The 20,709-nt window shown below is 65.5% G+C and carries 21 protein-coding genes; 13 read left to right on the top strand and 8 right to left on the bottom strand.

Annotation, left to right across the window (positions count from 1 at the left end):
- Positions 1–15 precede the first annotated feature (15 nt).
- Complete coding sequence (locus FPZ24_RS13340; RefSeq protein WP_146572770.1) at positions 16–1,242, top strand: threonine synthase; 1,227 nt, start codon at positions 16–18, stop codon at positions 1,240–1,242.
- A gap of 85 nt (positions 1,243–1,327) precedes the next feature.
- On the opposite strand, the gene FPZ24_RS13335 is transcribed toward FPZ24_RS13340, so the two are convergent.
- The 3 genes from FPZ24_RS13335 to FPZ24_RS13325 form a co-directional block, all read right to left on the bottom strand.
- Positions 1,328–2,494, bottom strand: coding sequence for a PrnB family protein (locus FPZ24_RS13335; RefSeq protein ID WP_146572768.1), 1,167 nt, complete (start codon positions 2,492–2,494; stop codon positions 1,328–1,330).
- Positions 2,495–2,556: 62 nt separating this feature from the next.
- Positions 2,557–3,003: a vgr related protein gene (locus FPZ24_RS13330; RefSeq protein ID WP_146574529.1), complete on the bottom strand. Its 447-nt coding sequence runs from the start codon at positions 3,001–3,003 to the stop codon at positions 2,557–2,559.
- A 35-nt stretch (positions 3,004–3,038) separates the two neighbouring features.
- Positions 3,039–3,476, bottom strand: coding sequence for a copper chaperone PCu(A)C (locus FPZ24_RS13325; protein ID WP_146572766.1), 438 nt, complete (start codon positions 3,474–3,476; stop codon positions 3,039–3,041).
- Between the two features lie 178 nt (positions 3,477–3,654).
- Between FPZ24_RS13325 and dnaK the strand changes: the two genes are divergently transcribed.
- Positions 3,655–5,568: a molecular chaperone DnaK gene (gene dnaK / locus FPZ24_RS13320; protein ID WP_146572764.1), complete on the top strand. Its 1,914-nt coding sequence runs from the start codon at positions 3,655–3,657 to the stop codon at positions 5,566–5,568.
- Positions 5,569–5,637: 69 nt separating this feature from the next.
- Complete coding sequence (gene dnaJ / locus FPZ24_RS13315; RefSeq protein ID WP_146572762.1) at positions 5,638–6,759, top strand: molecular chaperone DnaJ; 1,122 nt, start codon at positions 5,638–5,640, stop codon at positions 6,757–6,759.
- A 285-nt stretch (positions 6,760–7,044) separates the two neighbouring features.
- Here dnaJ and FPZ24_RS13310 read toward each other — a convergent pair whose 3' ends face one another.
- The 3 genes from FPZ24_RS13310 to purB all read right to left on the bottom strand — a co-directional run bounded on the left by FPZ24_RS13310 (position 7,045) and on the right by purB (position 11,621).
- Positions 7,045–8,433: a DUF1501 domain-containing protein gene (locus FPZ24_RS13310; protein ID WP_146572760.1), complete on the bottom strand. Its 1,389-nt coding sequence runs from the start codon at positions 8,431–8,433 to the stop codon at positions 7,045–7,047.
- 1 nt (position 8,434) lies between these two features.
- A complete protein-coding gene (locus FPZ24_RS13305) occupies positions 8,435–10,147 on the bottom strand; it encodes a DUF1800 domain-containing protein (RefSeq protein ID WP_146572757.1) in 1,713 nt (570 codons plus the stop codon).
- Positions 10,148–10,307: 160 nt separating this feature from the next.
- Positions 10,308–11,621, bottom strand: a complete 1,314-nt coding sequence (purB, locus tag FPZ24_RS13300) for an adenylosuccinate lyase (RefSeq protein ID WP_146572755.1) — start codon at positions 11,619–11,621, stop codon at positions 10,308–10,310.
- Between the two features lie 305 nt (positions 11,622–11,926).
- On the opposite strand from purB, the gene FPZ24_RS13295 reads away from it, so the two are divergent.
- On the top strand, positions 11,927–12,586 hold the full coding sequence (locus FPZ24_RS13295) for an EF-hand domain-containing protein (RefSeq protein WP_338061654.1): 660 nt from the start codon (positions 11,927–11,929) through the stop codon (positions 12,584–12,586).
- A gap of 87 nt (positions 12,587–12,673) precedes the next feature.
- Here the strand turns inward: FPZ24_RS13295 and radC are convergent, their stop codons facing one another.
- Positions 12,674–13,300: a RadC family protein gene (gene radC / locus FPZ24_RS13285; RefSeq protein ID WP_240047467.1), complete on the bottom strand. Its 627-nt coding sequence runs from the start codon at positions 13,298–13,300 to the stop codon at positions 12,674–12,676.
- Positions 13,301–13,547: 247 nt separating this feature from the next.
- On the opposite strand from radC, the gene FPZ24_RS13280 reads away from it, so the two are divergent.
- From FPZ24_RS13280 to uvrC, 8 genes are all read left to right on the top strand, one after another.
- Entirely contained in the window at positions 13,548–13,838 is a 291-nt protein-coding gene (locus FPZ24_RS13280) for an AtpZ/AtpI family protein (RefSeq protein WP_146572751.1), read from the top strand.
- Complete coding sequence (locus FPZ24_RS13275; RefSeq protein ID WP_146572749.1) at positions 13,838–14,620, top strand: F0F1 ATP synthase subunit A; 783 nt, start codon at positions 13,838–13,840, stop codon at positions 14,618–14,620. Before FPZ24_RS13280 ends, FPZ24_RS13275 begins: the two co-directional genes overlap by 1 nt.
- A gap of 56 nt (positions 14,621–14,676) precedes the next feature.
- Positions 14,677–14,889, top strand: a complete 213-nt coding sequence (locus tag FPZ24_RS13270; RefSeq protein WP_420853401.1) for a F0F1 ATP synthase subunit C — start codon at positions 14,677–14,679, stop codon at positions 14,887–14,889.
- 23 nt (positions 14,890–14,912) lie between these two features.
- Positions 14,913–15,407 (top strand): F0F1 ATP synthase subunit B family protein, encoded by a 495-nt coding sequence (locus tag FPZ24_RS13265; protein ID WP_146572745.1) that lies wholly within the window; start codon positions 14,913–14,915, stop codon positions 15,405–15,407.
- Positions 15,400–15,948: a F0F1 ATP synthase subunit B family protein gene (locus tag FPZ24_RS13260; protein ID WP_146572743.1), complete on the top strand. Its 549-nt coding sequence runs from the start codon at positions 15,400–15,402 to the stop codon at positions 15,946–15,948. The genes FPZ24_RS13265 and FPZ24_RS13260 overlap by 8 nt, the downstream gene beginning before the upstream one ends.
- A gap of 82 nt (positions 15,949–16,030) precedes the next feature.
- The gene (locus FPZ24_RS13255) at positions 16,031–16,330 is read left to right on the top strand and encodes a chorismate mutase (RefSeq protein ID WP_186728859.1); all 300 of its coding nucleotides are present in this window, start codon (positions 16,031–16,033) and stop codon (positions 16,328–16,330) included.
- 66 nt (positions 16,331–16,396) lie between these two features.
- Positions 16,397–16,720: a hypothetical protein gene (locus tag FPZ24_RS13250; protein ID WP_146572741.1), complete on the top strand. Its 324-nt coding sequence runs from the start codon at positions 16,397–16,399 to the stop codon at positions 16,718–16,720.
- A gap of 40 nt (positions 16,721–16,760) precedes the next feature.
- Positions 16,761–18,686 (top strand): excinuclease ABC subunit UvrC, encoded by a 1,926-nt coding sequence (gene uvrC, locus FPZ24_RS13245; protein WP_146572739.1) that lies wholly within the window; start codon positions 16,761–16,763, stop codon positions 18,684–18,686.
- 88 nt (positions 18,687–18,774) lie between these two features.
- On the opposite strand, the gene FPZ24_RS13240 is transcribed toward uvrC, so the two are convergent.
- Complete coding sequence (locus tag FPZ24_RS13240; RefSeq protein WP_146572737.1) at positions 18,775–19,656, bottom strand: SDR family oxidoreductase; 882 nt, start codon at positions 19,654–19,656, stop codon at positions 18,775–18,777.
- Positions 19,657–19,758: 102 nt separating this feature from the next.
- On the opposite strand from FPZ24_RS13240, the gene FPZ24_RS13235 reads away from it, so the two are divergent.
- The gene (locus FPZ24_RS13235) at positions 19,759–20,709 is read left to right on the top strand and encodes a polysaccharide deacetylase family protein (protein WP_186728857.1); all 951 of its coding nucleotides are present in this window, start codon (positions 19,759–19,761) and stop codon (positions 20,707–20,709) included.

The following is a 20,709-nucleotide window of genomic DNA, read 5'->3' as shown; positions in this document are numbered from 1 at the left end:
CGTTAGAGCCGCACCATGAACTCGAATCTCAGCGCCGACCGCCCGACCTTCGTCACCCATCTCGAATGCTCGCTGACCGGCCAGCGGTACGAGGCGGACCAACTCCACAACCTATCCGCCGCGGGTAAGCCGTTGCTGGTGCGCTACGATCTGGGCGCGGTTCGCGGATTCCTGCCGCGCGCGATGGTCGAGGCGCGGGCGACCGATCTGTGGCGGTGGCGCGAATTGCTGCCGGTGCGGCGGACCGAGAATGTCGTCAGCCTGGGCGAGATCGAGACGCCGCTGGTGCCGATCCCGAAATCGAGCGGCTCGCCCAATGTACTGGTTAAGGACGAGGGACGGCTGCCGACCGGATCGTTCAAGGCGCGCGGGCTCGTCATGGCTGTCGCGATGGCCAAGGAGCTCGGCGTCACGCGGATCGCGATGCCGACCAACGGCAATGCCGGCGCGGCGCTCGCCGCCTATGCCAGCCGCGCGGGGATCGAGACGATCGTATTATGTCCCGACGACACGCCAGAAATCAACGTGCGCGAAATCGCGTTGCAGGGTGGGCGGGTGTACCGCGTCAACGGCCTGATCGACGAATGCGGCGCGATCGTCGCCAAGGGCGCGGCGGAGGGGCGCTGGTTCGATTTCTCGACGCTCAAGGAGCCGTACCGGATCGAGGGCAAGAAGACGATGGGGCTGGAACTCGCCGCCCAGTTCGGCTGGCGGCTGCCCAAGGCGATCTTTTATCCCACCGGCGGCGGCACCGGCCTGATCGGCATGTGGAAGGCGTTCGCCGAGATGGAGGCGCTGGGCTGGATCGGGCCCGAGCGGCCCAAGATGTTCGCGGTCCAAGCGAGCGGCTGTGCCCCGATCGTCCGCGCGTTCGAGGCGGGCGAGGAACATGCCGAGCGCTGGGAGGATGCGCATACCGTCGCCGCGGGCATTCGCGTGCCCAAGGCGATCGGCGACTTCCTGATCCTGCGCGCGGTGCGCGAGAGCGGGGGACGAGCATTGGCGATCGGCGATCCCGCGATCGTCAAGGCGGCCGAGGATTGCGTGAAGAAGGACGGCTTGCTGCTCTGTCCCGAAGGTGGCGCAACGCTGGCCGCCTATCGCCAGGCGTTGATCGACGGGCTGATCGACGAAGACGACGAGGTCGTGCTGTTCAACTGCGCGACCGGGCTCAAATATCCGATGCCCAAGGCGACGAAGAAGCTCGACAAGACCAAACCGGGCGATCTGTCGAAGCTTTAAGTCATCGTCATCCCGGCGCGTGCCGGGATTGCGAGCGTCGGTGCCGTACCGCCAGCGGCCCCGGCCTTCGCCGGGGCGACGTCCATCAGATCGTCTGCGCGCGGTTCTCGTCGCGGTGCTTTTTCAGGTATTTCATGAACGGCGTGCCGCCGGTGCCGACGTCGGGGTCGTTGCCGGCGCCCGAGCTCGCCTGTTTGTTGATGTAGCTGGCCGCGTATTCCAGGTGGCGGGTGCGGAAGCGGGCGACCTGTTCGACGCAGGCGTTGAACGCGTCCTTCAGGCTCTGCGACTGGCCCACCGCGAAGTCCCGCAACCGGCTCGACGCCTGCAGATCCTCGATGAAGGTGCGGTGCGTGCGCGGACGGTATTGGTGCAGATCCGCCAGGAACTCGCGCAGTTCGTCGTTGGTGTGGACGACCTGGAAAAGCGCATCCATCGCCGGGACGATCGAGCTCTGCGATCCGGTCTGGCCGCGGAACGGCTGCGGCTTGCCGGCGAACTTCTCGACGCCTTCATACACCAGGCCCTCGGGCATTGCCGGGTTGTTCTTCCAGCCATGGATGTAGGGGCGGACGCGGTTGTAATAGATATACGGGTCGCACTTCTCGATCATGCGATCGAAGATCGCGTTGGCTTCATCCCACACCTGGTTCATCTCGACCAGCATCGTCTCCACCGCGGCCGCATCGCCGGCGTCCGACGCACGGACCAACTTGACCGCAAGGTCGAGCGCGCGACCCGCGACCGCCTCGATCGCGACATGGACGAGGACGAACCAATTCTCGTCCTGCCCACCGAAGAAGTTCTGATCCATCGCGATATTGTCGAGCGTGACGCCGCCCGCTTTGTCGACGCGATACCAGTTATCGAGGACGTAGCCGGCATAGTTCATCACCGGCGGGAAGCCGATATGGTCGCTGAGCTTGACCAGCGGATCGGCGATGGTGACGGGCAGGTAATCGGGGGGCGTGGGCTCGCCCCAGACATAGGCCTGCGCCAGGAACGAATAGCGCACCATCGCGACGCCGATCTCGGCTTCGGATGCGCTTGCCAAAAAACCGTCGATGTCGGGGATCGGCAGGGCGGCGAGGAAATGCCGCACACGACCGGTGGTCAGTAGTTCGGAGAGCGTCGCCGCAGCCTCTTCGACCTCCGTGAAATCGTCCGGCAGCGTCACGTCGTCAATCTCGGTCTGCGCCAGATAGCCGCGATCGGCCGACAGGCCGTAATGGGCCAGATCGTGGATAGGCATGTGCGTTCGGTCCCCGCGGATTTAGTTTCCTGTGAAACCAGTCCCTAGCGATGGACGAAGCGCTACGCCACCCCCGGATCGTGCCGGTGCGGCGGCTGGAAAGGCAGGATGGTCCGCAATTGCGACAGCGGCGGGGCGCCGGCGAACGACGCGCCCAAGCCGATCAGGAAAGCATGGCGGACGATCTCGGCCTGCTGTTCGAGGCCGTATTTCTTCAGGGTCCAACCTGGCTTCACCGCATAATCGTAGCGCGCCCAGGGGACGCGCTTGAGCGGCAGGAAGATGCCTGATTGATGCTGCCAGATATGCGTCATCTCGTGGACGAACAGGCCTTGCGCGTTGATCCCGGCATGACTGAAATCGTCGCAATAGGCGGTGCCGTGGGGATGGAAATGAATTCGCCCGCGCGGGCTCATCACGACGTCGCGCGGTTGGAAGAACGCCCATTTGCCGAGCACGATGCGAACCGGCGCATAGTCGATCGCGTCGCCGAACATCGACCGCGCCATGTCGATCTCGCCGGGCGTCAAGGGGCGGGCGTCGCTCAATCGCCCGGAGCCGGATCGCCTGCGCCGACGACGCGGGCATGAACGACGACCTTCGGGCCATTGGCGAAGGTAAAGCTCAGCAGCGTCGTCGTGCCGGGTTGCACCTGCGGCTTCACGCCGAACAGCATGACATGCTTGCCGCCGGGCGCGAAGGTGACGGTATCGCCCGCACGCACCGCGACGAGCTTGATCGGCGCCATCGACGTCATGCCGTTGTTGCCCACACTTTCGTGCATCTCCGCGCGCTGCGCACCGGGCGCCTCGACCGCGACCAGCGTCTCGTCCCGCGCGCCGCCTTTCAGCGTGAAATAGGCGGCCGACGGGTTGCCGGGAACCGCGCTCAGCCGAACCCAGGGCTTGTCGACCGACGGCGCCGCCTGCTGCTGACACGCCGTCAGCACGACGAGTACGGGGACGAGCAGTCCGGTCTTCATCTGCAACGCTTTAACCCCCTTGGCCCACTCTGGGAAAATCCGCGAAAACCCTAGGGTGGCCGAATCCTTGCGGCAAGCGAAAGCCCCCCTATATCGCCCCCTGATAGGCGCTCGCATCGCCTCTCGTGAGGGATGCGGGCAGGGTTTTTATTTCGTTTTGAGGGGCCACAGAGGACCAATGGCAAAAGTAATCGGTATCGATCTCGGCACGACCAACAGCTGCGTTGCTGTCATGGAGGGCGGCAAGCCCAAGGTGATCGAGAATGCGGAAGGCGCGCGCACCACGCCGTCGATCGTCGCCTTCGCCAAGGACGGCGAGCGGCTGATCGGCCAGCCGGCCAAGCGCCAGGCGGTGACCAATCCCGACTCGACCGTGTTTGCGGTGAAGCGCTTGATCGGCCGCCGTTTCGACGACCCGATCACCAAGAAGGACACCGAGCTGGTTCCGTACGCCATCGTCAAGGGTGGCAATGGCGACGCTTGGGTCAAGGCCGGCGGCACCGACTATTCGCCGTCGCAGATTTCGGCCTTCATCCTCCAGAAGATGAAGGAAACCGCCGAATCGTATCTCGGCGAGACCGTGACGCAGGCGGTGATCACCGTTCCCGCTTACTTCAACGACGCGCAGCGCCAGGCGACCAAGGATGCCGGCCAGATTGCGGGTCTGGAAGTGCTGCGCATCATCAACGAGCCGACCGCGGCCGCGCTCGCTTATGGGCTGGAGAAGCAGGACGGCAAGACGATCGCGGTCTATGACCTCGGCGGCGGCACGTTCGATATCTCCGTCCTCGAGATCGGCGACGGCGTGTTCGAGGTGAAGGCCACCAACGGCGACACCTTCCTGGGCGGCGAGGATTTCGACAACAAGCTGCTCAACTTCCTGGCCGAAGACTTCAAGAAGGCCGAAGGCATCGACCTGACCAAGGACAAGCTCGCGCTGCAGCGGCTGAAGGAAGCCGCGGAAAAGGCGAAGATCGAGTTGTCGTCGGCGGCATCGACTGAGGTCAACCTGCCCTTCATCACCGCCGATGCCAACGGGCCGAAGCATCTGGTGAAGACGATCACCCGCGCCGACCTGGAAAAGTTGGTCGAGGATCTGATCAAGCGCACGCTCGATCCCTGCAAGAAGGCGTTGGCCGATGCCGGCGTCAAGGCGAGCGACATCAGCGAGGTCGTGTTGGTCGGCGGCATGACGCGCATGCCGCGCGTGCGTGAAATCGTGAAGGACTTCTTCGGCAAGGAGCCGCACACCGGCGTCAACCCGGACGAAGTCGTCGCGATGGGCGCCGCGATCCAGGCCGGCGTGCTGCAGGGCGACGTCAAGGACGTGCTGCTGCTCGACGTAACGCCGCTGTCGCTCGGCATCGAGACGCTGGGCGGCGTGTTCACCCGCATGATCGACCGCAACACGACGATCCCGACCAAGAAGGCGCAGACCTACTCGACCGCTGACGACAATCAGCAGGCGGTGACGATCCGCGTGTTCCAGGGCGAGCGCGAAATGGCGGCGGACAACAAGCTGCTGGGTCAGTTCGACTTGGTCGGCATCCCGCCCGCGTCGCGCGGCGTGCCGCAGATCGAGGTTACGTTCGACATCGACGCGAACGGCCTGGTCAACGTGTCCGCCAAGGACAAGGGCACCGGCAAGGAGCAGCAGATCCGCATTCAGGCCTCGGGCGGTCTGTCGGATTCGGACATCGAACAGATGGTGCGCGATGCGGAAGCATTCGCCGAGGACGACAAGAAGCGTCGTGACGCGGCCGAAGCCAAGAACAACGCGGAAAGCCTGATCCATACGACGGAGCGCCAGCTCGCCGACAATGGTGACAAGGTCGATGCGTCGCTGAAGGGTGAGATCGAGGCGGCGATCGCCGAGACCAAGACCGCGGTCGAGGGTGGCGATCCCGAAGCGATGAAGGAAAAGGCCTCGGCGCTGGCGCAGGTCGCGATGAAGCTCGGCCAGGCGATCTACGAGAAGCAGGCGGCCGAGGAAGCCTCGCCCGCGGCCGACGGTGCAGCAGCCGGCAGCGAAGCCGGTGGCGAAGATGTGGTCGATGCGGAATTCTCCGAAGTCGACGACACCAAGGCTTGATGTAATGCGTACCCCCCGTCACACCCGCCCTTGTCACATCGGGCGGCGTGACGGGGGCGGGGGCCTGCGATGAGTACCGAAGTCGATTATTACGAGCTGCTGGAGGTCGAGCGGACCGCCGACGACGCGACGATCAAGGCGTCGTATCGCAAGCTAGCGATGAAATTCCATCCGGATCGCAACGCCGGGTGCAAAGACAACGAAGCCAAGTTCAAGGCGGTCAGCGAAGCCTATGACTGTCTGAAGGATCCGCAGAAGCGCGCCGCCTACGATCGCTTCGGTCACGCCGCGTTCCAGCAGGGCGGGCCTGGCGGATTCGGCGGCGGCCAGGATTTCGGCGGTTTCTCCGATATTTTCGAAAGCGTGTTCGGCGAGTTCATGGGCGGCCGCGGCGGTGGCCAGCGCGGACCCCAGCGCGGCGCCGATCTGCGTTACGACATGGAAATCACGCTGGAGGACGCCTTCCACGGCAAGGCGGAGGAGATCACCGTCGATGTCGCCGGCATGTGCGACGCGTGCCACGGATCGGGCGCCAAGCCGGGCACCAGCGCCAAGACCTGCGGCACCTGCGCGGGCCATGGCAAGGTCCGCGCGCAGCAGGGCTTCTTCGTGGTCGAGCGCACCTGTCCGTCGTGCCATGGCGCGGGCGAAGTGATTGCCGATCCCTGCAAATCGTGCCGTGGCGAGGGTCGCGTCGAAAAGACCAAGACGCTGACCGTCAACATCCCGGCCGGTGTCGACGAAGGCACGCGGGTCCGGTTGACCGGCGAGGGTGAGGCTGGGCCGCGCGGCGCACCGGCTGGCGACCTCTACATTTTCCTGCACGTGAAGCGCCACGCCATCTTCCAGCGCGAGGGCACGACGTTGTTCGCGAACGCGCCGATCAGCTTCACGACGGCGGCACTAGGCGGGGCGATCACGATCCCCGGCCCGGACGGCGAACGCCACGAAATCAAGATTCCCGCCGGCGTCCAGTCGGGCAGAGAGGTGCGTCAGCGCGGTGCCGGTATGCCCGTGCTGCAGGGCAAGGGCCGCGGCGACTTGGTCGTCCGCATCGCGGTCGAGACGCCGACGAAACTGACGGCGAAGCAGCGCGAATTGCTCGAGGAATTTCGCTGCACCGAAACGGGCGACGAATGCCCGCAATCGCAGGGCTTTTTCCAGAAGGTCAAGAAAGCGGTCGGCGGCTGAAGCGGGCTGCCCTGTCCGCTCCGGGATTTCACCGGAGCGGTGGGGCCGCTGGTTAGAGGGAGATGATCCCCGCCACCAGCGCCAGGGTGCCGACGGTCACGAGCGTACCGGCGAGCATTTCCATGTAGCGCATGGTTGCTTCTCCTTTGCCGGTTAGGTCCGGCGAGGAGTTATTTGGAATTTATTGCTCAACTACGCAATATTATTTCAAGGCTTCGCAGATGCAGCATTTGCATCTGTGTGACAAGATTGCGGCACGATGTGGTTAATTTACCACGGCCTCTCTCAGACGAACCCGAGATTCCATGTCGAAGGATTGTAGTTGCCCATGTTCGGCAGCACCGTCGTCATCTGGCCGCTGGTCACACCGAACCAGCTCGCTAGCGTCGCGGCATATTGATCGACCGAGATCGTCGGTAGCAGCCGCCCCTGACCGACATCGTCCGGCGTGCCGTTGCCCACGGCGGGCGGCGTGCCATAGAATTTCTGGCCGTTGACCGCACCGCCCATCACGAAGTGCATGCTGCCCCAGCCATGGTCGGAGCCGTCGTCGTTCGATTGCAGCGTGCGGCCGAAATCGCTCGCAGTGAACGTCGTGACCTTGTCGGCGACGCCCAGCGCGGCGGTGGTGTCGTAAAATGCCTTCATCGCATCCGCGACGCGGCCCATCAGGGGTCCGTGATCGCGCACGAGGAAGTCGTGCATGTCGAAGCCGCCCAATGACACGAAGAACACCTGACGCTTGGCGCCGAGTTCGGACGACACCGAAATCATCCGCGCGACCATCTTGAGCTGATCGGCCAGGCTGTTGCCGGTCGGGAAGAGCGGGAAGTTGGCCGCGGGGGCGCTCGTCAGCGCGCCGCTCAGCTGCGTGTACGTGTCGAGCGCGCGCTTGGTCACCTTGGCGTGTTCGTTGGCCAGGATGTTGGTCGACGGGCCCGTGATCATCGACTTGAGCGTGCTCATCGCCGTCGCCGAGCTGTAGAGCGTGTTGCTGTTGTTGATCAACGCGATCGGGCCGCCGGTGCCGACGGCGTATTGCACCGCGCTGCTGCCGGTGAGGTACACCGCGTTGCCGCTGGTGTTGATGCACGTCAGCGTCGACGAGCCGTTGCCCGACTGGAACAGGTCGCCGATGCGTCCGCCCCAGCCCGTCGTCGCGCCTTCGGGGTTCGACGCCTGGAAATAGCTCTGCTGGTCGTTGTGACTGAACAATTTGGGCGGCAGCTTGACCGAATTGGCGTTATATTGCGCTTTAGTCGTCGGCTGAACGAGCGTGCCGACGTTGAGTGCCACCGCCAGCTTGCCGGCATTGAACAACGGCATCAGCGAGGCCATCGTCGGGGCGAGCGCATATTGCCGCCCGCCCGGTAGCGCGGTCGCGGGGTTCAGCAACGTTGCCGCCAGCGTCGCACGGTCGAGCGCGATGTTCGACCGCGCTGCTTGGTAGAGATTGTAGCTTGCCTGATCATAGGGCGGCAGCGTGTTGGCGTAGTCGTTGCCGCCGTACAGGAAGACGCAGACCAGCGCCTTATAGTCGGCCGTGACCGCGGCCGCCGCTTCGCCGATCGCGGCGAGGCTGGTGACGAAGGGCGTCGCGACGCCGGCGAGGCCGAGCGCGGCACCACGCTTCAGGAAAGCGCGGCGCGACTGATCGTGTTCGAAACAGCTCATGTCACTTCACCGTCAGGAAATCGGGGGACGCCAGCGTCAGCAGGATGGCGACGCCCACGCGGTTGATCGGGCCGTTGGTGGCGGTGGCGGAAATGCTGTCGACCGCCGTCTTGATCGACGCTTGGGTTGCGGTGCTCAGCTGGCCCGCGGCAAGCACTGTGTTGACCTCGGCCACCAAGGCGGCGCTGTCCGACGCCTTGGTCAGGATCGTCGTATAGTCGGGCTTGGCGTCGCCCGCACCGTTGGCGACGATGCTCTGAAAATAGTTGATGTACGCGACCACCGACTGTTCGTTGGTGATCTGGAATTCGGGCGCGACCAGCCCGGCCGCCGAGATCGCTGTCGCGGGCGGCGAGTAACCGGGGCGGAAGAAGTTGAAGACGCTAGGGCTCCGGCCGGGTGATTGCCCGATCCGGGTCGATGTGCTGCTGGTGTCGCCGAACGGCCAGGTATTGGCCGGCGAATTGACCCCGAACGCGCGCGCCCAGCCGGTCAGCCGCATGATCGGCTCGCGAATCTTGCCGGCATTGGCCGCGGTCAGCGCGGTGTCGTCGCGCGCTTCGCTGTCGGTCAGGATCGCCTTGATCACCGCCTTCATGTCGCCGCGCACACCCGCACCGTTATTCGCAAACGCCGCCGACACGCGGCCGACATAAGCCGGCGAGGGGTTGCTGGTGACGAGCCGTTGGATCAGCTGCTTCGACACGAACGGCGGCACGTTGGCGTGCGCGAAAATCGTGTCGAGCGCGACCTTGATCGCCGCCATCCCCCCGCCCGATGTGCTGGTGCCGAGGAAGCTGGCGGTACCGGTCTCGTTGATCGACGCCTGCATCGTCATCGGCGCCTTCATTCGGTCGGGCGTCGTGTTGTCGGAACTCGAATAGTTGAGCCCGGTGAACACGCGGGCCAGCCCGCTGACGTCGGCGGGCTTGTACGTCTCGACCGGATTGCCGCCCGACTGGACCAACGTGCCGTCCATGTTGAGCTGGTAGAGCCCGATCGTGAACAGCTGCATCAGCTCGCGCGCGTAATTCTCGTCGGGCTCCGACCCGCTCGCCGTGTTGGCCTTGCGGTTGCCGAGGAAGGTCAGGAACGATCCCATCGCGACGTTGGTCGTGATACCGTCCATGATGTCGCGGAAATTGCCGAACGCGTTGTTGAGCAGCACGTCGACATAGGCGGCGGTCGAAAACTGCACCCAGCTGGTGTTCACGCCGCCGATCCCGACGACGAGCATGTCGAGCAACGCCATGCCGACGCGCTGGCGCAGCTGGTCGGGCTCGACGATCAGCTGGCGCCACATCGTCGTGTCGAAACCGTTCTGGCTGTTGATGTTGGCGGCGGCGTTGTAGCCGTTGGCGACCAGCCAGTCGTAATGCGTCGTCGCGCGCGCCATCGCGAACTGATCGGTCAGCCAGCCGTCGATTCCGCGCGAGATCAGGCCGTCGATCGTCGTCCGGGTCGCGCCCATCGTCGCTTGGCCGAGGAAGCGGCTGGCCTGGGATTCGGTAAGCGGCGTGACGACGACCGGTGGCGGTGTCGGCGTTCCAGCGCTTCCGGTCGAGCCGCCGCCGCCGTCGCCGCACGCGGCGAGTGCTAGCGCCGACGCCAGCACCGTAACGGTCTGTAGCCGATCGGCGACCGGGATCACGTCGTCCTGAAGGTGATCATCGTCGAGCCCCGCGCCCGACGTGTCGAAAAGCAATGTATCCACGGCGCGCTCCCCCGCGTGTCGAGGCCTTTACGTACGGGATCGCGAATCCCTTCGCCATTCCGTCCGCTATGGCCCTACCGCAGGCGATAACCGGTTGGCCGCACCGGAATCGTAATGAATCTAGCGAAGATTCAAGTAACTATGGTCGCGGGTGAAAAGGTCAGCCGCCGAAGACGCGCGCGAAGATCGTATCGACATGCTTCAAATGGTAATCGAGATCGAATTTCTCCTCGATCTCGGCGGGCGACAGCGCGGCGGTGACTTCGGGATCGGCCTTGAGCAAGTCGAGCAGCGACAATTGCCCGTCCGATTCCCACACTTTCATCGCGTTGCGCTGAACCAGACGATAGGAATCTTCGCGGCTGACGCCGGCTTGGGTCAGCGCAAGCAGGACGCGTTGCGAATTGACGAGTCCGCCCATCTTGTTGAGATTTTTGGCCATCCGTTTTGGATAGATAAGCAGTTTGTCGATGACGCCGGTCAGCCGGCCCAGCGCGAAATCGAGCGTGATCGTCGCGTCGGGGCCGATATAGCGCTCCACCGACGAATGACTGATGTCGCGCTCGTGCCATAACGCCACGTTCTCGAGCGCCGGGGTGACGTAGCCGCGCACCATCCGCGCCAGACCGGTCAGGTTTTCGGTCAGCACCGGGTTGCGCTTGTGCGGCATCGCCGACGAGCCCTTTTGCCCGGGCGAGAAATATTCCTCCGCTTCGAGCACTTCGGTGCGCTGGAGGTGGCGGATTTCGGTCGCGAGGCGTTCGATCGACCCGGCGATGACGCCCAGCGTCGCGAAGAACATCGCATGGCGGTCGCGCGGGATGACCTGGGTCGAGACGGGCTCGACCGTCAGACCAAGCTTCTCGGCGACATGCGCTTCGACGCGCGGGTCGATGTTGGCGAAGGTGCCGACCGCGCCCGAAATCGCGCAGGTTGCGATGTCGGCGCGCGCCGCGACCAGCCGCGCGCGGTTGCGGTCGAATTCGGCATAGGCTTGCGCGAGTTTGAGCCCGAAGGTCACCGGCTCCGCGTGGATGCCGTGGCTGCGGCCGATCGTCGGGGTGAGCTTGTGCTCCTCGGCCCGCCGCTTGAGCACCGCGAGTAGCGCATCGAGATCGGCGATCAGGATGTCGGCAGCGTCGCGCAACTGGACGGCCAGGCACGTGTCGAGCACGTCGCTCGACGTCATCCCCTGATGCATGAAGCGTGCATCGTCGCCGACATTCTCCGCGACCCAAGTCAGGAACGCGATGACGTCGTGCTTGGTCACCGCCTCGATCGCGTCGATCGCGGCGACGTCGATCGTCGGGTTGGTGTTCCACCATTTCCAGAGCGAGGCGGCGGCTCCTTTCGGCACCACGCCGAGATCGGCCAGCGCATCGGTCGCATGGGCCTCGATCTCGAACCAGATCCGGAAGCGCGCTTCGGGCGTCCAGATCGCGGTCATCTCGGGACGGGAATAGCGCGGGACCATTGGCGGCCTTTCAGGACTGGCGGGGAATGACGGGGCCGATAGCAAGGCGGTCGGTACGCTTCAATCGGCGCCGCGCCCCACGCTTGTGGCGAAAGGGCGACGGTTCCCGAAAATCGCCGCCGAGTCGTCGCACGATCGGCACGCATGCGCGACGAAACGAGCCCGAGCGGCGACGAAATGACGTCATGACGAACTTATTTCGGACCCATATCGACTGTCGGCCGTTCTTTTATCGAGCCATTCGAGCGGTGCGCCGACCGGTACGCCGCGGAATCCGGACGACCTGAAAAACAAGGAGAGAGATCGTGTTGAAACACGTGCTGTTGAGTAGTGCCATGTTGATTGCCGTGCCTGCATTTGCGCAGACTGCGCCAGCCACGCCGCCCGCACCCGCTGCGCCGGCGACCCCGGCGCCCGCGCCGGCTGCGCCGATGACGGCGGCGCCAGCCCCTGCTGCGCCGCCTGCAGCCGCGCCCGCCGCACCGGCGGCCGATCCGGCGCCGGCGGCACCCGCCACGGCTACCGCGCCGGCCGACCCCGGTGCGCAGGTCGCCGATGTAGTGAACAAGGAATTCCCGAGCTACGACAAGAACGGCGACGGCAAGCTGAGCAAGGTGGAATTCAGCGCGTGGATGTTCGCGCTGCGCAAGGCGTCGAATCCCAATCTGAAGGACGACGCGGCGAACAAGACGTACGTCGCCGGTGCGTTCGCGACCGCCGACACCGACAAGTCGAAGAGCGTGTCGAAGGACGAGCTGACCAATTATCTGGTACAGGGCCAGAAGAATGCGCCGGCCGCGGCGCCTGCGCCTGAGCCCGCCCCGGCACCGGCAGCTCCGCCGGCGGCCGAACCCGCACCGGCTCCCGCGCCAGCCCCGGCTCCCGCCCCATCGGCGGCACCCGCGCCGGCTCCCGCACCAGCTCCAGCGCCCGCCGAACCGGCGCCGCCCAAGCCGGCCAAGTAACGGGCTTTCGTTCGGCGCCGTGACCTATGGCGCCCACGCAGGGGCCGCCGCGCTTTCCCCTTTGGCGCGGCGGCCTTCGCGCGTTCTTCAGATCAGCCCCTGGCCCTTCAGGCTGGTGAAACCCTTGGTGCCGATGATGATATGGTCATGCACCGTGATGCCCAGCTTCTTGCCGGCTTCGATCACCGACCGTGTCAGGTCGATATCGGCGCGGCTTGGCGCGGGGTCGCCCGAGGGGTGGTTGTGGACCAGGATGATCGCCGCGGACTTCAGCTCCATCGCGCGGCGGATGACTTCGCGGACATAGACCGGCGCTTCGTCGATCGATCCTTCGCTCATCAATTCGTCGCGGATCAGCATGTTGCGCGTGTTGAGGTGAAGCACGCGGACGCGTTCGTTGCCGTGATGCGCCATGTCGGCACGCAGATAATCGAGCAGTGCCTGCCAGTTCGCGAGCACCGGCTTTGCCGCGACCTCCGCGCGCAGCAGGCGGAGCGCGGCGGCGTGCGCGATCTTGATCGCGGCGACCGACGTGTCGCCCATGCCCTTCACCTGCGCGATCGCTTCGGGCGACGCCGTCAGCAACCCGCCGATCCCGCCGAATTCCTTGAGCAGCGCCTTGGCCAGCGGTTTGGTGTCGCGACGCGGAATGGCGACGGCCAGCAGGTATTCGACGAGTTCGTGATCGAGTAGCCCGTCGGCATCGGCGAACAACCGCTCGCGCAGCCGCGCGCGATGGCCATGATTGTCGCTCCCCCGTCGCTCATGGCGTCAGCGTTATCGGCATGGACCAGCCCGCGCAATCGGCGACGCCCACAACGGTTGACTCGGGCAGACCCGTTTTCTAAACGCGCGCCTAGCAAACGGGGGCTGCGGCCTTTCCGCTGCCCGCCCATTCGTTAATGGCCGTCGCCCGCTTGCCAAAGCGTGGCGGCGTTTCTTTATCAGGACTTTGAACGCGTTGGCCGATACCCGCCAGAACGATGACCTTGACCGCCGGATCGCGAATGCGCGCGCCGTCGAAGAGGCGCGGACGGGTGGCATACCGGCGGGCGGCCCGGGCAAGGGCTATGGCCAGGGCTCGCGCGTGCTGATGGAGCTGATCGGCGCCCCGCTCGGCGGCGGCGTGCTCGGCTGGGCGATCGATCATTGGTTTACCGGCACCCATTGGGGGCTGATCGTCGGAATCGTGCTCGGCGTCGTCGTCGCGTTCCGCAACATCTTCCGCATTTCGAAGGAGCGTGCCGAGTAATGGCCGGCGACATCAACCCGATGGAACAGTTCGAAGTCGGCCATTTGGTCGATTTGAAGCTGTTCGGCTACGACGTCTCGTTCACCAACTCGGCGCTGTTCATGGTCGTCGTGTTCGTGCTGCTCGCCGGTTTCATGGCAGGCGGGATGAAGCGTCAGCTGATCCCCGGCCGCTGGCAGGCGGCGGCGGAAGGCGCGGTGTCGTTCATCGATTCGATGGTCAACGTGAACATCGGATCGGGCGGCAAGAAGTTCGCGCCGTATATCTTCTCGCTGTTCTTCTTCATCCTGTTCGCGAACTTGGTCGGCATTCTTCCGCTGGCGATCCTGCCCGGTCTGCATACCTTTGCGGTGACCAGTCACATCACAGTGACCGCGGTGCTGGCGTTCTTCTCGTTCGGGATCGTGCTGCTGGTCGGCTTCTGGAAGCATGGCCTGAAGTTCTTCTCGCTGTTCGTGCCGCACGGCGCGCCGTGGCCGCTGCTGATCGTGATCGTGCCGGTCGAATTGATCTCGTTCCTGGTGCGTCCGTTCTCGCTGGGTCTGCGACTGTTCGTCGCGATGACCGCTGGGCACATTCTGCTCGAAGTATTCGGCAGCTTTGCGGTGCAAGGTCTCAATGCAGGTTTTGACGGCAGTCCCGTCGGCTTCCTCGTCTGGTTCTGCAGCTTCGCGATGATCATCGGCGTCAGCGCGCTCGAACTGCTGGTCTGCGCGATCCAGGCGTACGTGTTCGCGCTGCTCACCTCGCTTTACCTCCACGACGCGGTGCATCTGCACTAAGTCACGCAACAACCCACTGAATTTCTAAGGAGCTTATCATGGACCATACTTCTGCAATGTACCTGGGTGCCGGTCTCGCCGCGATCGGCGTCGGCATGGCCGCCATCGGCGTGGGCAACGTCTTCGGCTCGTTCCTCGAGGGCGCGCTGCGCAATCCGTCGGCCGCCGACGGTCAGCAGGGCCGCCTGTTCATCGGCTTCGCCGCCGCCGAACTTCTGGGCCTGATCGCGTTCGTCGTCGCGATCCTCATCCTGTTCGTCGTCAAGTAAGCCACTAGAAGCGAGCGCTTCCGATGCCTCAGATATCCCAAGCAGCGTCCATCTACGCCTCGCAGCTATTCTGGCTCGCGATCGTGTTTGCGGCCGTCTATTTCGGGATCGGCCGGGCGATGGTGCCGAAGATCGAGCGGACGATCGACGATCGTAACGCCCGCATCGCGGCCGACCTGGCGGCGGCACAAGCAGCGCGCGACACCGCGCACGCGTCAGAGGAGGGCTACAATGCCAGCCTCGACGCGGCGCGGGGCTCGGCCCTTAAACTGGTCGCCGACGCCAAGGCAAAGGCCGCGGCATCGACCGAGACCAAGGTCAAGGCGGGCAATGCCGATCAGGAAGCGGCGCTGGCGGAAGCCACCGCTCGGATCGGCAAGGCCAAGGACAAGGCCCTGGCGGACATCGAAAGCACGACCGTCGATGCGGTCGAGGCGATCGTCGGCAAGCTGTCGGGATCGACTCCCGACCGCGCCACGGTGGCGGCACGCGTGAAGGCGGAACTGACCAATGGCTGAGGGCAACACGCTCACCGCGGTAACCGGCACGACCGAACTGCATGCCGAGCCGACCGCGCTCGGGCTGACCGCACCCGCTTGGGTGGCGTTGGCGATGCTGGTGGTGATCGGCATCATGCTGTTCGCGAAGGTGCCGGCGCTGATCGGGCGGATGCTCGACGGCAAGATCGCGACGATCCGCCAGCAACTGGACGAGGCCGCCGCATTGCGTGCCGAGGCCGAGGGGCTGCTGGCCGAGGCCAAGAAGCGTGACGCCGCGAGCGCCGGCGACGCCAAGGCGATCGTCGAGCATGCCGAACAGGAAGCCAAGGCGCTGATCGCCAAAGCACAGACCGACGCCGCCGACCTCGTCGCGCGTCGCGGTCAGATGGCCGAGGACAAGATCGCCGCCGCCGAACGTACCGCCCTCGCCGAAGTCCGCGCCAAGGCCGCCGACGCCGCGACCCGCGCCGCCGCGTCGATCATCGCCGACACGCATGGCGCCGGTGCCGACAAGCCGCTGGTCGACAAGGCGATCGCCGGGCTGGGCCGGCTGAACTAGTTCCTCCGTTCGTGCTGAGCTTGTCGAAGCACGTGTTGAGGTCACGCCCTACGACAGGCTCAGGGCGAACGGTGGAAGTAAAATGATCGCTCCCGAAGACTGCCAATCGATGGCCGAAGTGCGCGCCGGGATAGACGCGCTCGACGTGCAGATCGTGGAGATGCTCGCAATCCGTTTCCGCTTCATGACCGCCGCGGCGCGGATCAAGGCGGATCGCGGCGCTGTGCGCGACGAGGACCGCAAGGCCGCCGTCATCGCCAATGCCAAGGCCGAGGCCGCACGCATCGGCGTACCGCCGGAGGTCGTCGGCGACATCTGGGAGCGATTGGTAGAGGGATCGATCGCCTACGAGTTCGATCGCTGGGACGAACACCGCGCCTGATCGCGCCGGCTTGATTCAACCGTAAAGTCCCGCCAAGCAGTGCATCCCATTCGAGAGGGTTCCTGCATGAAATATCTATTCGCCGCCGCCATGTTTGCCGCCACGCCCGCGCTCGCGCAGACTGCGCCGGCGCCTGCCCCCGCACCGACGACGGCACCGGCCCCTGTCGCCGCCGCGCGCCTCAACCTCGACACGCCGATCGAGACGATCGTAGCCGATCCCAAGGGCAAGGATGTGTTGACCGCGGATCTGGCCGGCGACGTCACCGCCAACCCGTCCTACGACCAGTTCAAGTCGATGAGCCTGAACCAGGTCAAGGGCTTCGCGCCGGACAAGCTGACCGACGCCGTGCTGGCCAAGGTCGCTGCCGACCTCGCCGCGATCAAGTAAATCTGGCGATACGCCCGGCGAGTCCCTAGATTCGTCGGGCATGTCCGACCCGAACTCCCCCAATAGATTCAACGAAGAAAAGGCGGCCTTCGCCGTTCGCGGCGAAGGGAATGCGCCCGATCTCGCCGCCGGTGTCGCGGCGATCCGCAACGTGCTGAAAACGTTGCCCATCCGGCCGGGCGTCTATCGCATGCAGGATGCGCGCGGCGACGTGCTGTATGTCGGGAAGGCACGGGCGCTCAAGAATCGCGTGACCAACTACACCCAGGTCGACCGCCTCCCCAAACGCCTCCAGCGGATGGTCGCGCAGACGCGGTCGATGACGATCGTCACGACCAACAACGAGGCTGAGGCACTGCTGCTGGAGGCGCAGCTGATCAAGCGGTTCCGCCCTGCCTACAACGTGCTGCTGCGCGACGACAAAAGCTTCCCATTCATCCTGCTGCGCGCCGACCACGACTTCCCGCGGGTCCAAAAGCATCGCGGGGCGCGGCGGGCGAAGGGCAATTATTACGGGCCGTTCGCGAGCGCGGGCAGCGTCAACAACACGCTCAACGCGCTGCAGAAACTGTTCCTGCTGCGAAGCTGCACCGACGGCTTCTTCAAGACGCGCGATCGACCGTGCCTGCTCTACCAGATCAAGCGGTGCTCGGCGCCGTGCGTCGATCGCATCAGCCGTGAGGATTATGCCGAGCTGGTCGGCGATGCGAAGGACTTCCTGGGCGGCAAGTCGACCAAGGTGCAGACCAAGCTCGGTGCGCAAATGTCGGCCGCGGCGGACAATATGGATTTCGAGCTGGCCGCGGTGCTGCGCGACCGGCTGAAGGCGCTGACCTTCATCCAGGGGACGCAGGCGATCAACGCCGAGGGTGTGGGCGATGCCGACGTGTTCGCGCTGGCGTGCAAGGACGGCACGATGGGGATCCAGGCCTTCTTCATCCGCGGCGGGCAGAATTGGGGCCATCGCAGCTTCTTTCCCGCGCACACGACGGACGTTCCCGAAGACGAGGTGCTCACGCAGTTCCTGACGCAATTCTACGAGGAGGTGCCGCCGGCGCGGACGATCCTGCTCGACCGCGAGTTGGAGGAGGGGGCGTTGCTGAGCGAGGCGCTGGCCGAGCGCAACGGCTACAAGGTCGCGCTGTCGGTGCCGCAACGCGGCGACCGGCGGCGGCTGATGGAACAGGCCAAGCGCAACGCGGTCGAGGCGCTCGACCGGCGGCTGGCGGAATCGACGACTCAGGCGAAACTGCTGCGCGAAGTTGCCGATCTGTTCGACCTTTCCGAGCCGCCGGACCGCATCGAGGTTTATGACAACAGCCACATCCAGGGGACCAACGCGCTCGGCGCGATGGTCGTCGCGGGGCCGGAGGGTTTCCGTAAGGGCCAGTATCGCAAGTGGAACATCAAGGGGAACGAGGCGGCGACCGACAGCGACGTCGGCATGATGCGCGAGGTATTCCGCCGCCGCTTCGCGCGCCAGCTGGAGGAGGCACCGGATCGTGACGCCGGCACCTGGCCCGACCTTGTCTTGATCGACGGCGGCAAGCCGCAACTCAACGCCGCCCGGACGGTGTTGGAGGAACTAGGTGTCGAGGACATCTGCCTGGTCGGCGTCGCCAAGGGAGCGTTCCACGGCCGCGAGGGGCGCGAGGTCTTTCACCTGCTCAATGGGCAGGAGCGCATGCTGCCGCAGAATTCTCCCGTCCTGTTCTACCTCCAGCGACTACGCGACGAGGTCCACCGCTTCGCGATCGGCGCGCATCGCGACAAGCGCGCCAAGGCGATCGGCGCGAGCCCGCTCGACGAGGTGCCGGGAATCGGCCCGGCGCGAAAAAAGGCGCTATTGATGCATTTCGGCACCGCGCGGTCGGTGCGCGGGGCCAGCCTGGAGGATCTGCAGAAGGCGCCCGGCGTCAGTGCGGCGGTCGCGCAGCAGGTCTACGACTTCTACCACTCGCGATAGGTAATCGTCGCCCCGGCGCAGGCCGGGGCCGCTGGCCGTATCGCGCCGTCGTCAGAGGCCCCGGCCTGCGCCGGGGCGACGGATCTTATTAAAAGTAGTTCGCCCGTATGTCGTCGAGCAGCCCGATCCCACGCGGTTCCCAGCCTAACGTTTCGCGGGTGATCGCGTTGGACGTCGGATTGTCCGACCCGGCGAACCCGGCCATCCAGCCGAAATAGCCGGGCGCTTCCTCCTGCGCGATGCTGCGCACTGGCACGCCGAGCCCCTCGCCGATCACCGCCGCGATGTCGCGCATTGCGACGCCTTCCTCGCCGACGCCGTGCCACGTCGCGCCGGCCTGCGCCTGCTCGATGGCGAGCCGATAGAGCCGTCCCGCGTCCGCGCGGTGCACCGCCGACCAGCGATTGGCGCCGTCGCCGACATAGGCGGCATAGCCCTTCTCGCGCGCCATGCCGATCAGCATCGGGATGAAGCCATGATCGCCCGCATCGTGGACGCTGGGCGACAGTCGCACCACGCCACCGCGTACGCCCTCTGCGCCGGTCACAACCTTCTCGGTATCGCCGCGCGTCACCCCGCCGCCGTGCGATCCGGCGGCGTCGCGCTCGGTCGCGAGCCGGCCGGGCGCGAGCATCAACGTGCCCGAGGTGCCGATGAACGGTTTGTCAGATCCGGCGAGCGAGGCGATCATCGCCTTCACCGCGGCGTTGTCGGTCTCGATGTTCGACTGAAACTTCGAGAAGTCGTGAATGAAAGCGAGGTGGATGACGCCGTCCGCCGCCGCCGTGCCGGCAAGCAGACTGTCGATATCGGTCAGGTCGCCGCGATGGACGTCCGCGCCCGCCTCGGTCAGCGCCGTCGCCGACGCATCGCTCCGTGCGAGACCGAGCACCTGATGCCCGTTGTCGAGCAATTCGCGCACCACCGCCTGGCCGACGAACCCGCTGGCACCCGTCACAAAAACACGCATCGCTCTCTCCTCGCTTGACGCGTGCCGAGGTGGTCGGTCGCGCCGCGGCAAACAAGGGCGCGATTGGCAAAATCTTCACCCCGACCGGCTAGGCGTCGGCCCATGACCGCCGTGTTCCTGACGATCGATACCGAGTTGATGTGGCGCCACCATTCGGCCGGCCTGCCGTTGACCGATCAGGTTGAGCGGTCGCTGGAGCCTGCCGGGGTCGGCATCGCGTACCAACTCGCGACGCTCGCGCGGCACGGGCTCAAGGCGACGTTCTTCGTCGATCCGATGCCGACGATGGTGTTCGGGCTCGACGCGATCCGGCCGGTGGTCGAAGCGATCGTCGCGGCGGGGCAGGAGGTGCAGCTGCATCTCCATCCCAATTGGGCCGGCGCGCGCACGGACGACGTCGCGCGGCACGCGCGGTTCGAGCTGATCGACTACAGCCTGGACGAACAGCGGGCGTTGATCGCGGGCGCGCGCGATCTGCTGAAAGCATGCGGGGCGCCGGATCCGATTGCGTTCCGCGCGGGCAGCTATGCCGCGAACGACGACACACTGATCGCGCTGGCCGAGCTCGGTTTCGCCTATGACAGCAGCCACAACGGCGCCGACGCGCCGTGGCCGAGCGCGATCGGCCTGCCGCCGCGTCAGATCGCGCCGGTGGAGCACAAAGGCGTCGTCGAAGTGCCGGTAACGCTGATCGAGGACGTGCCGGGGTCGTTGCGGCAGTTCCAGATTTGTGCGCTGTCGCAGGGGGAAATGCGCGCCGCGCTCGATCACGCGGTGAGCGCGGGTCACGAAGCGGTGACGATCGTCGGACACAGCTTCGAACTCGCCAATCGCGCAGGGACGCGGGCCAATGGCGTGCATGTCGGGCGGTTCGAGGCGCTGTGCGGTATGCTGGCGGACGCGCGCGAGACGTTGCCGACTACGCAGTTTCGCGACCTTCCTTCCTTCTCCTGCGAAAGCGAGGCGGCCCCGCTCGGTCCCAATCGCCTCCGCACGCGCTGGCGGCAGGCCGAGCAGTTGTGGTCGAACCTGGTCGAGGAACGCGCGGCGTGA

It is taken from the genome of Sphingomonas panacisoli (assembly GCF_007859635.1).
In the GTDB taxonomy this organism is placed as follows: domain Bacteria; phylum Pseudomonadota; class Alphaproteobacteria; order Sphingomonadales; family Sphingomonadaceae; genus Sphingomonas; species Sphingomonas panacisoli.
The sequence above is the reverse complement of the archived record's forward strand: the minus strand, read 5'-3'. Positions and strand labels throughout refer to the sequence as shown.

Bases quoted from the DNA above. Each gene is read 5' to 3' on its own strand.
- FPZ24_RS13340 (WP_146572770.1), top strand. From the start codon at position 16: ATGAACTCGAATCTCAGCGCCGACCGCCCGACCTTCGTCACCCATCTC.
- FPZ24_RS13335 (WP_146572768.1), bottom strand. From the start codon at position 2,494: ATGCCTATCCACGATCTGGCCCATTACGGCCTGTCGGCCGATCGCGGC.
- FPZ24_RS13330 (WP_146574529.1), bottom strand. From the start codon at position 3,003: ATGGCGCGGTCGATGTTCGGCGACGCGATCGACTATGCGCCGGTTCGC.
- FPZ24_RS13325 (WP_146572766.1), bottom strand. From the start codon at position 3,476: ATGAAGACCGGACTGCTCGTCCCCGTACTCGTCGTGCTGACGGCGTGT.
- dnaK (WP_146572764.1), top strand. From the start codon at position 3,655: ATGGCAAAAGTAATCGGTATCGATCTCGGCACGACCAACAGCTGCGTT.
- dnaJ (WP_146572762.1), top strand. From the start codon at position 5,638: ATGAGTACCGAAGTCGATTATTACGAGCTGCTGGAGGTCGAGCGGACC.
- FPZ24_RS13310 (WP_146572760.1), bottom strand. From the start codon at position 8,433: ATGAGCTGTTTCGAACACGATCAGTCGCGCCGCGCTTTCCTGAAGCGT.
- purB (WP_146572755.1), bottom strand. From the start codon at position 11,621: ATGGTCCCGCGCTATTCCCGTCCCGAGATGACCGCGATCTGGACGCCC.
- FPZ24_RS13275 (WP_146572749.1), top strand. From the start codon at position 13,838: ATGGCCGGCGACATCAACCCGATGGAACAGTTCGAAGTCGGCCATTTG.
- FPZ24_RS13270 (WP_420853401.1), top strand. From the start codon at position 14,677: ATGTACCTGGGTGCCGGTCTCGCCGCGATCGGCGTCGGCATGGCCGCC.
- FPZ24_RS13265 (WP_146572745.1), top strand. From the start codon at position 14,913: ATGCCTCAGATATCCCAAGCAGCGTCCATCTACGCCTCGCAGCTATTC.
- FPZ24_RS13260 (WP_146572743.1), top strand. From the start codon at position 15,400: ATGGCTGAGGGCAACACGCTCACCGCGGTAACCGGCACGACCGAACTG.
- FPZ24_RS13255 (WP_186728859.1), top strand. From the start codon at position 16,031: ATGATCGCTCCCGAAGACTGCCAATCGATGGCCGAAGTGCGCGCCGGG.
- FPZ24_RS13250 (WP_146572741.1), top strand. From the start codon at position 16,397: ATGAAATATCTATTCGCCGCCGCCATGTTTGCCGCCACGCCCGCGCTC.
- uvrC (WP_146572739.1), top strand. From the start codon at position 16,761: ATGTCCGACCCGAACTCCCCCAATAGATTCAACGAAGAAAAGGCGGCC.
- FPZ24_RS13240 (WP_146572737.1), bottom strand. From the start codon at position 19,656: ATGCGTGTTTTTGTGACGGGTGCCAGCGGGTTCGTCGGCCAGGCGGTG.
- FPZ24_RS13235 (WP_186728857.1), top strand. From the start codon at position 19,759: ATGACCGCCGTGTTCCTGACGATCGATACCGAGTTGATGTGGCGCCAC.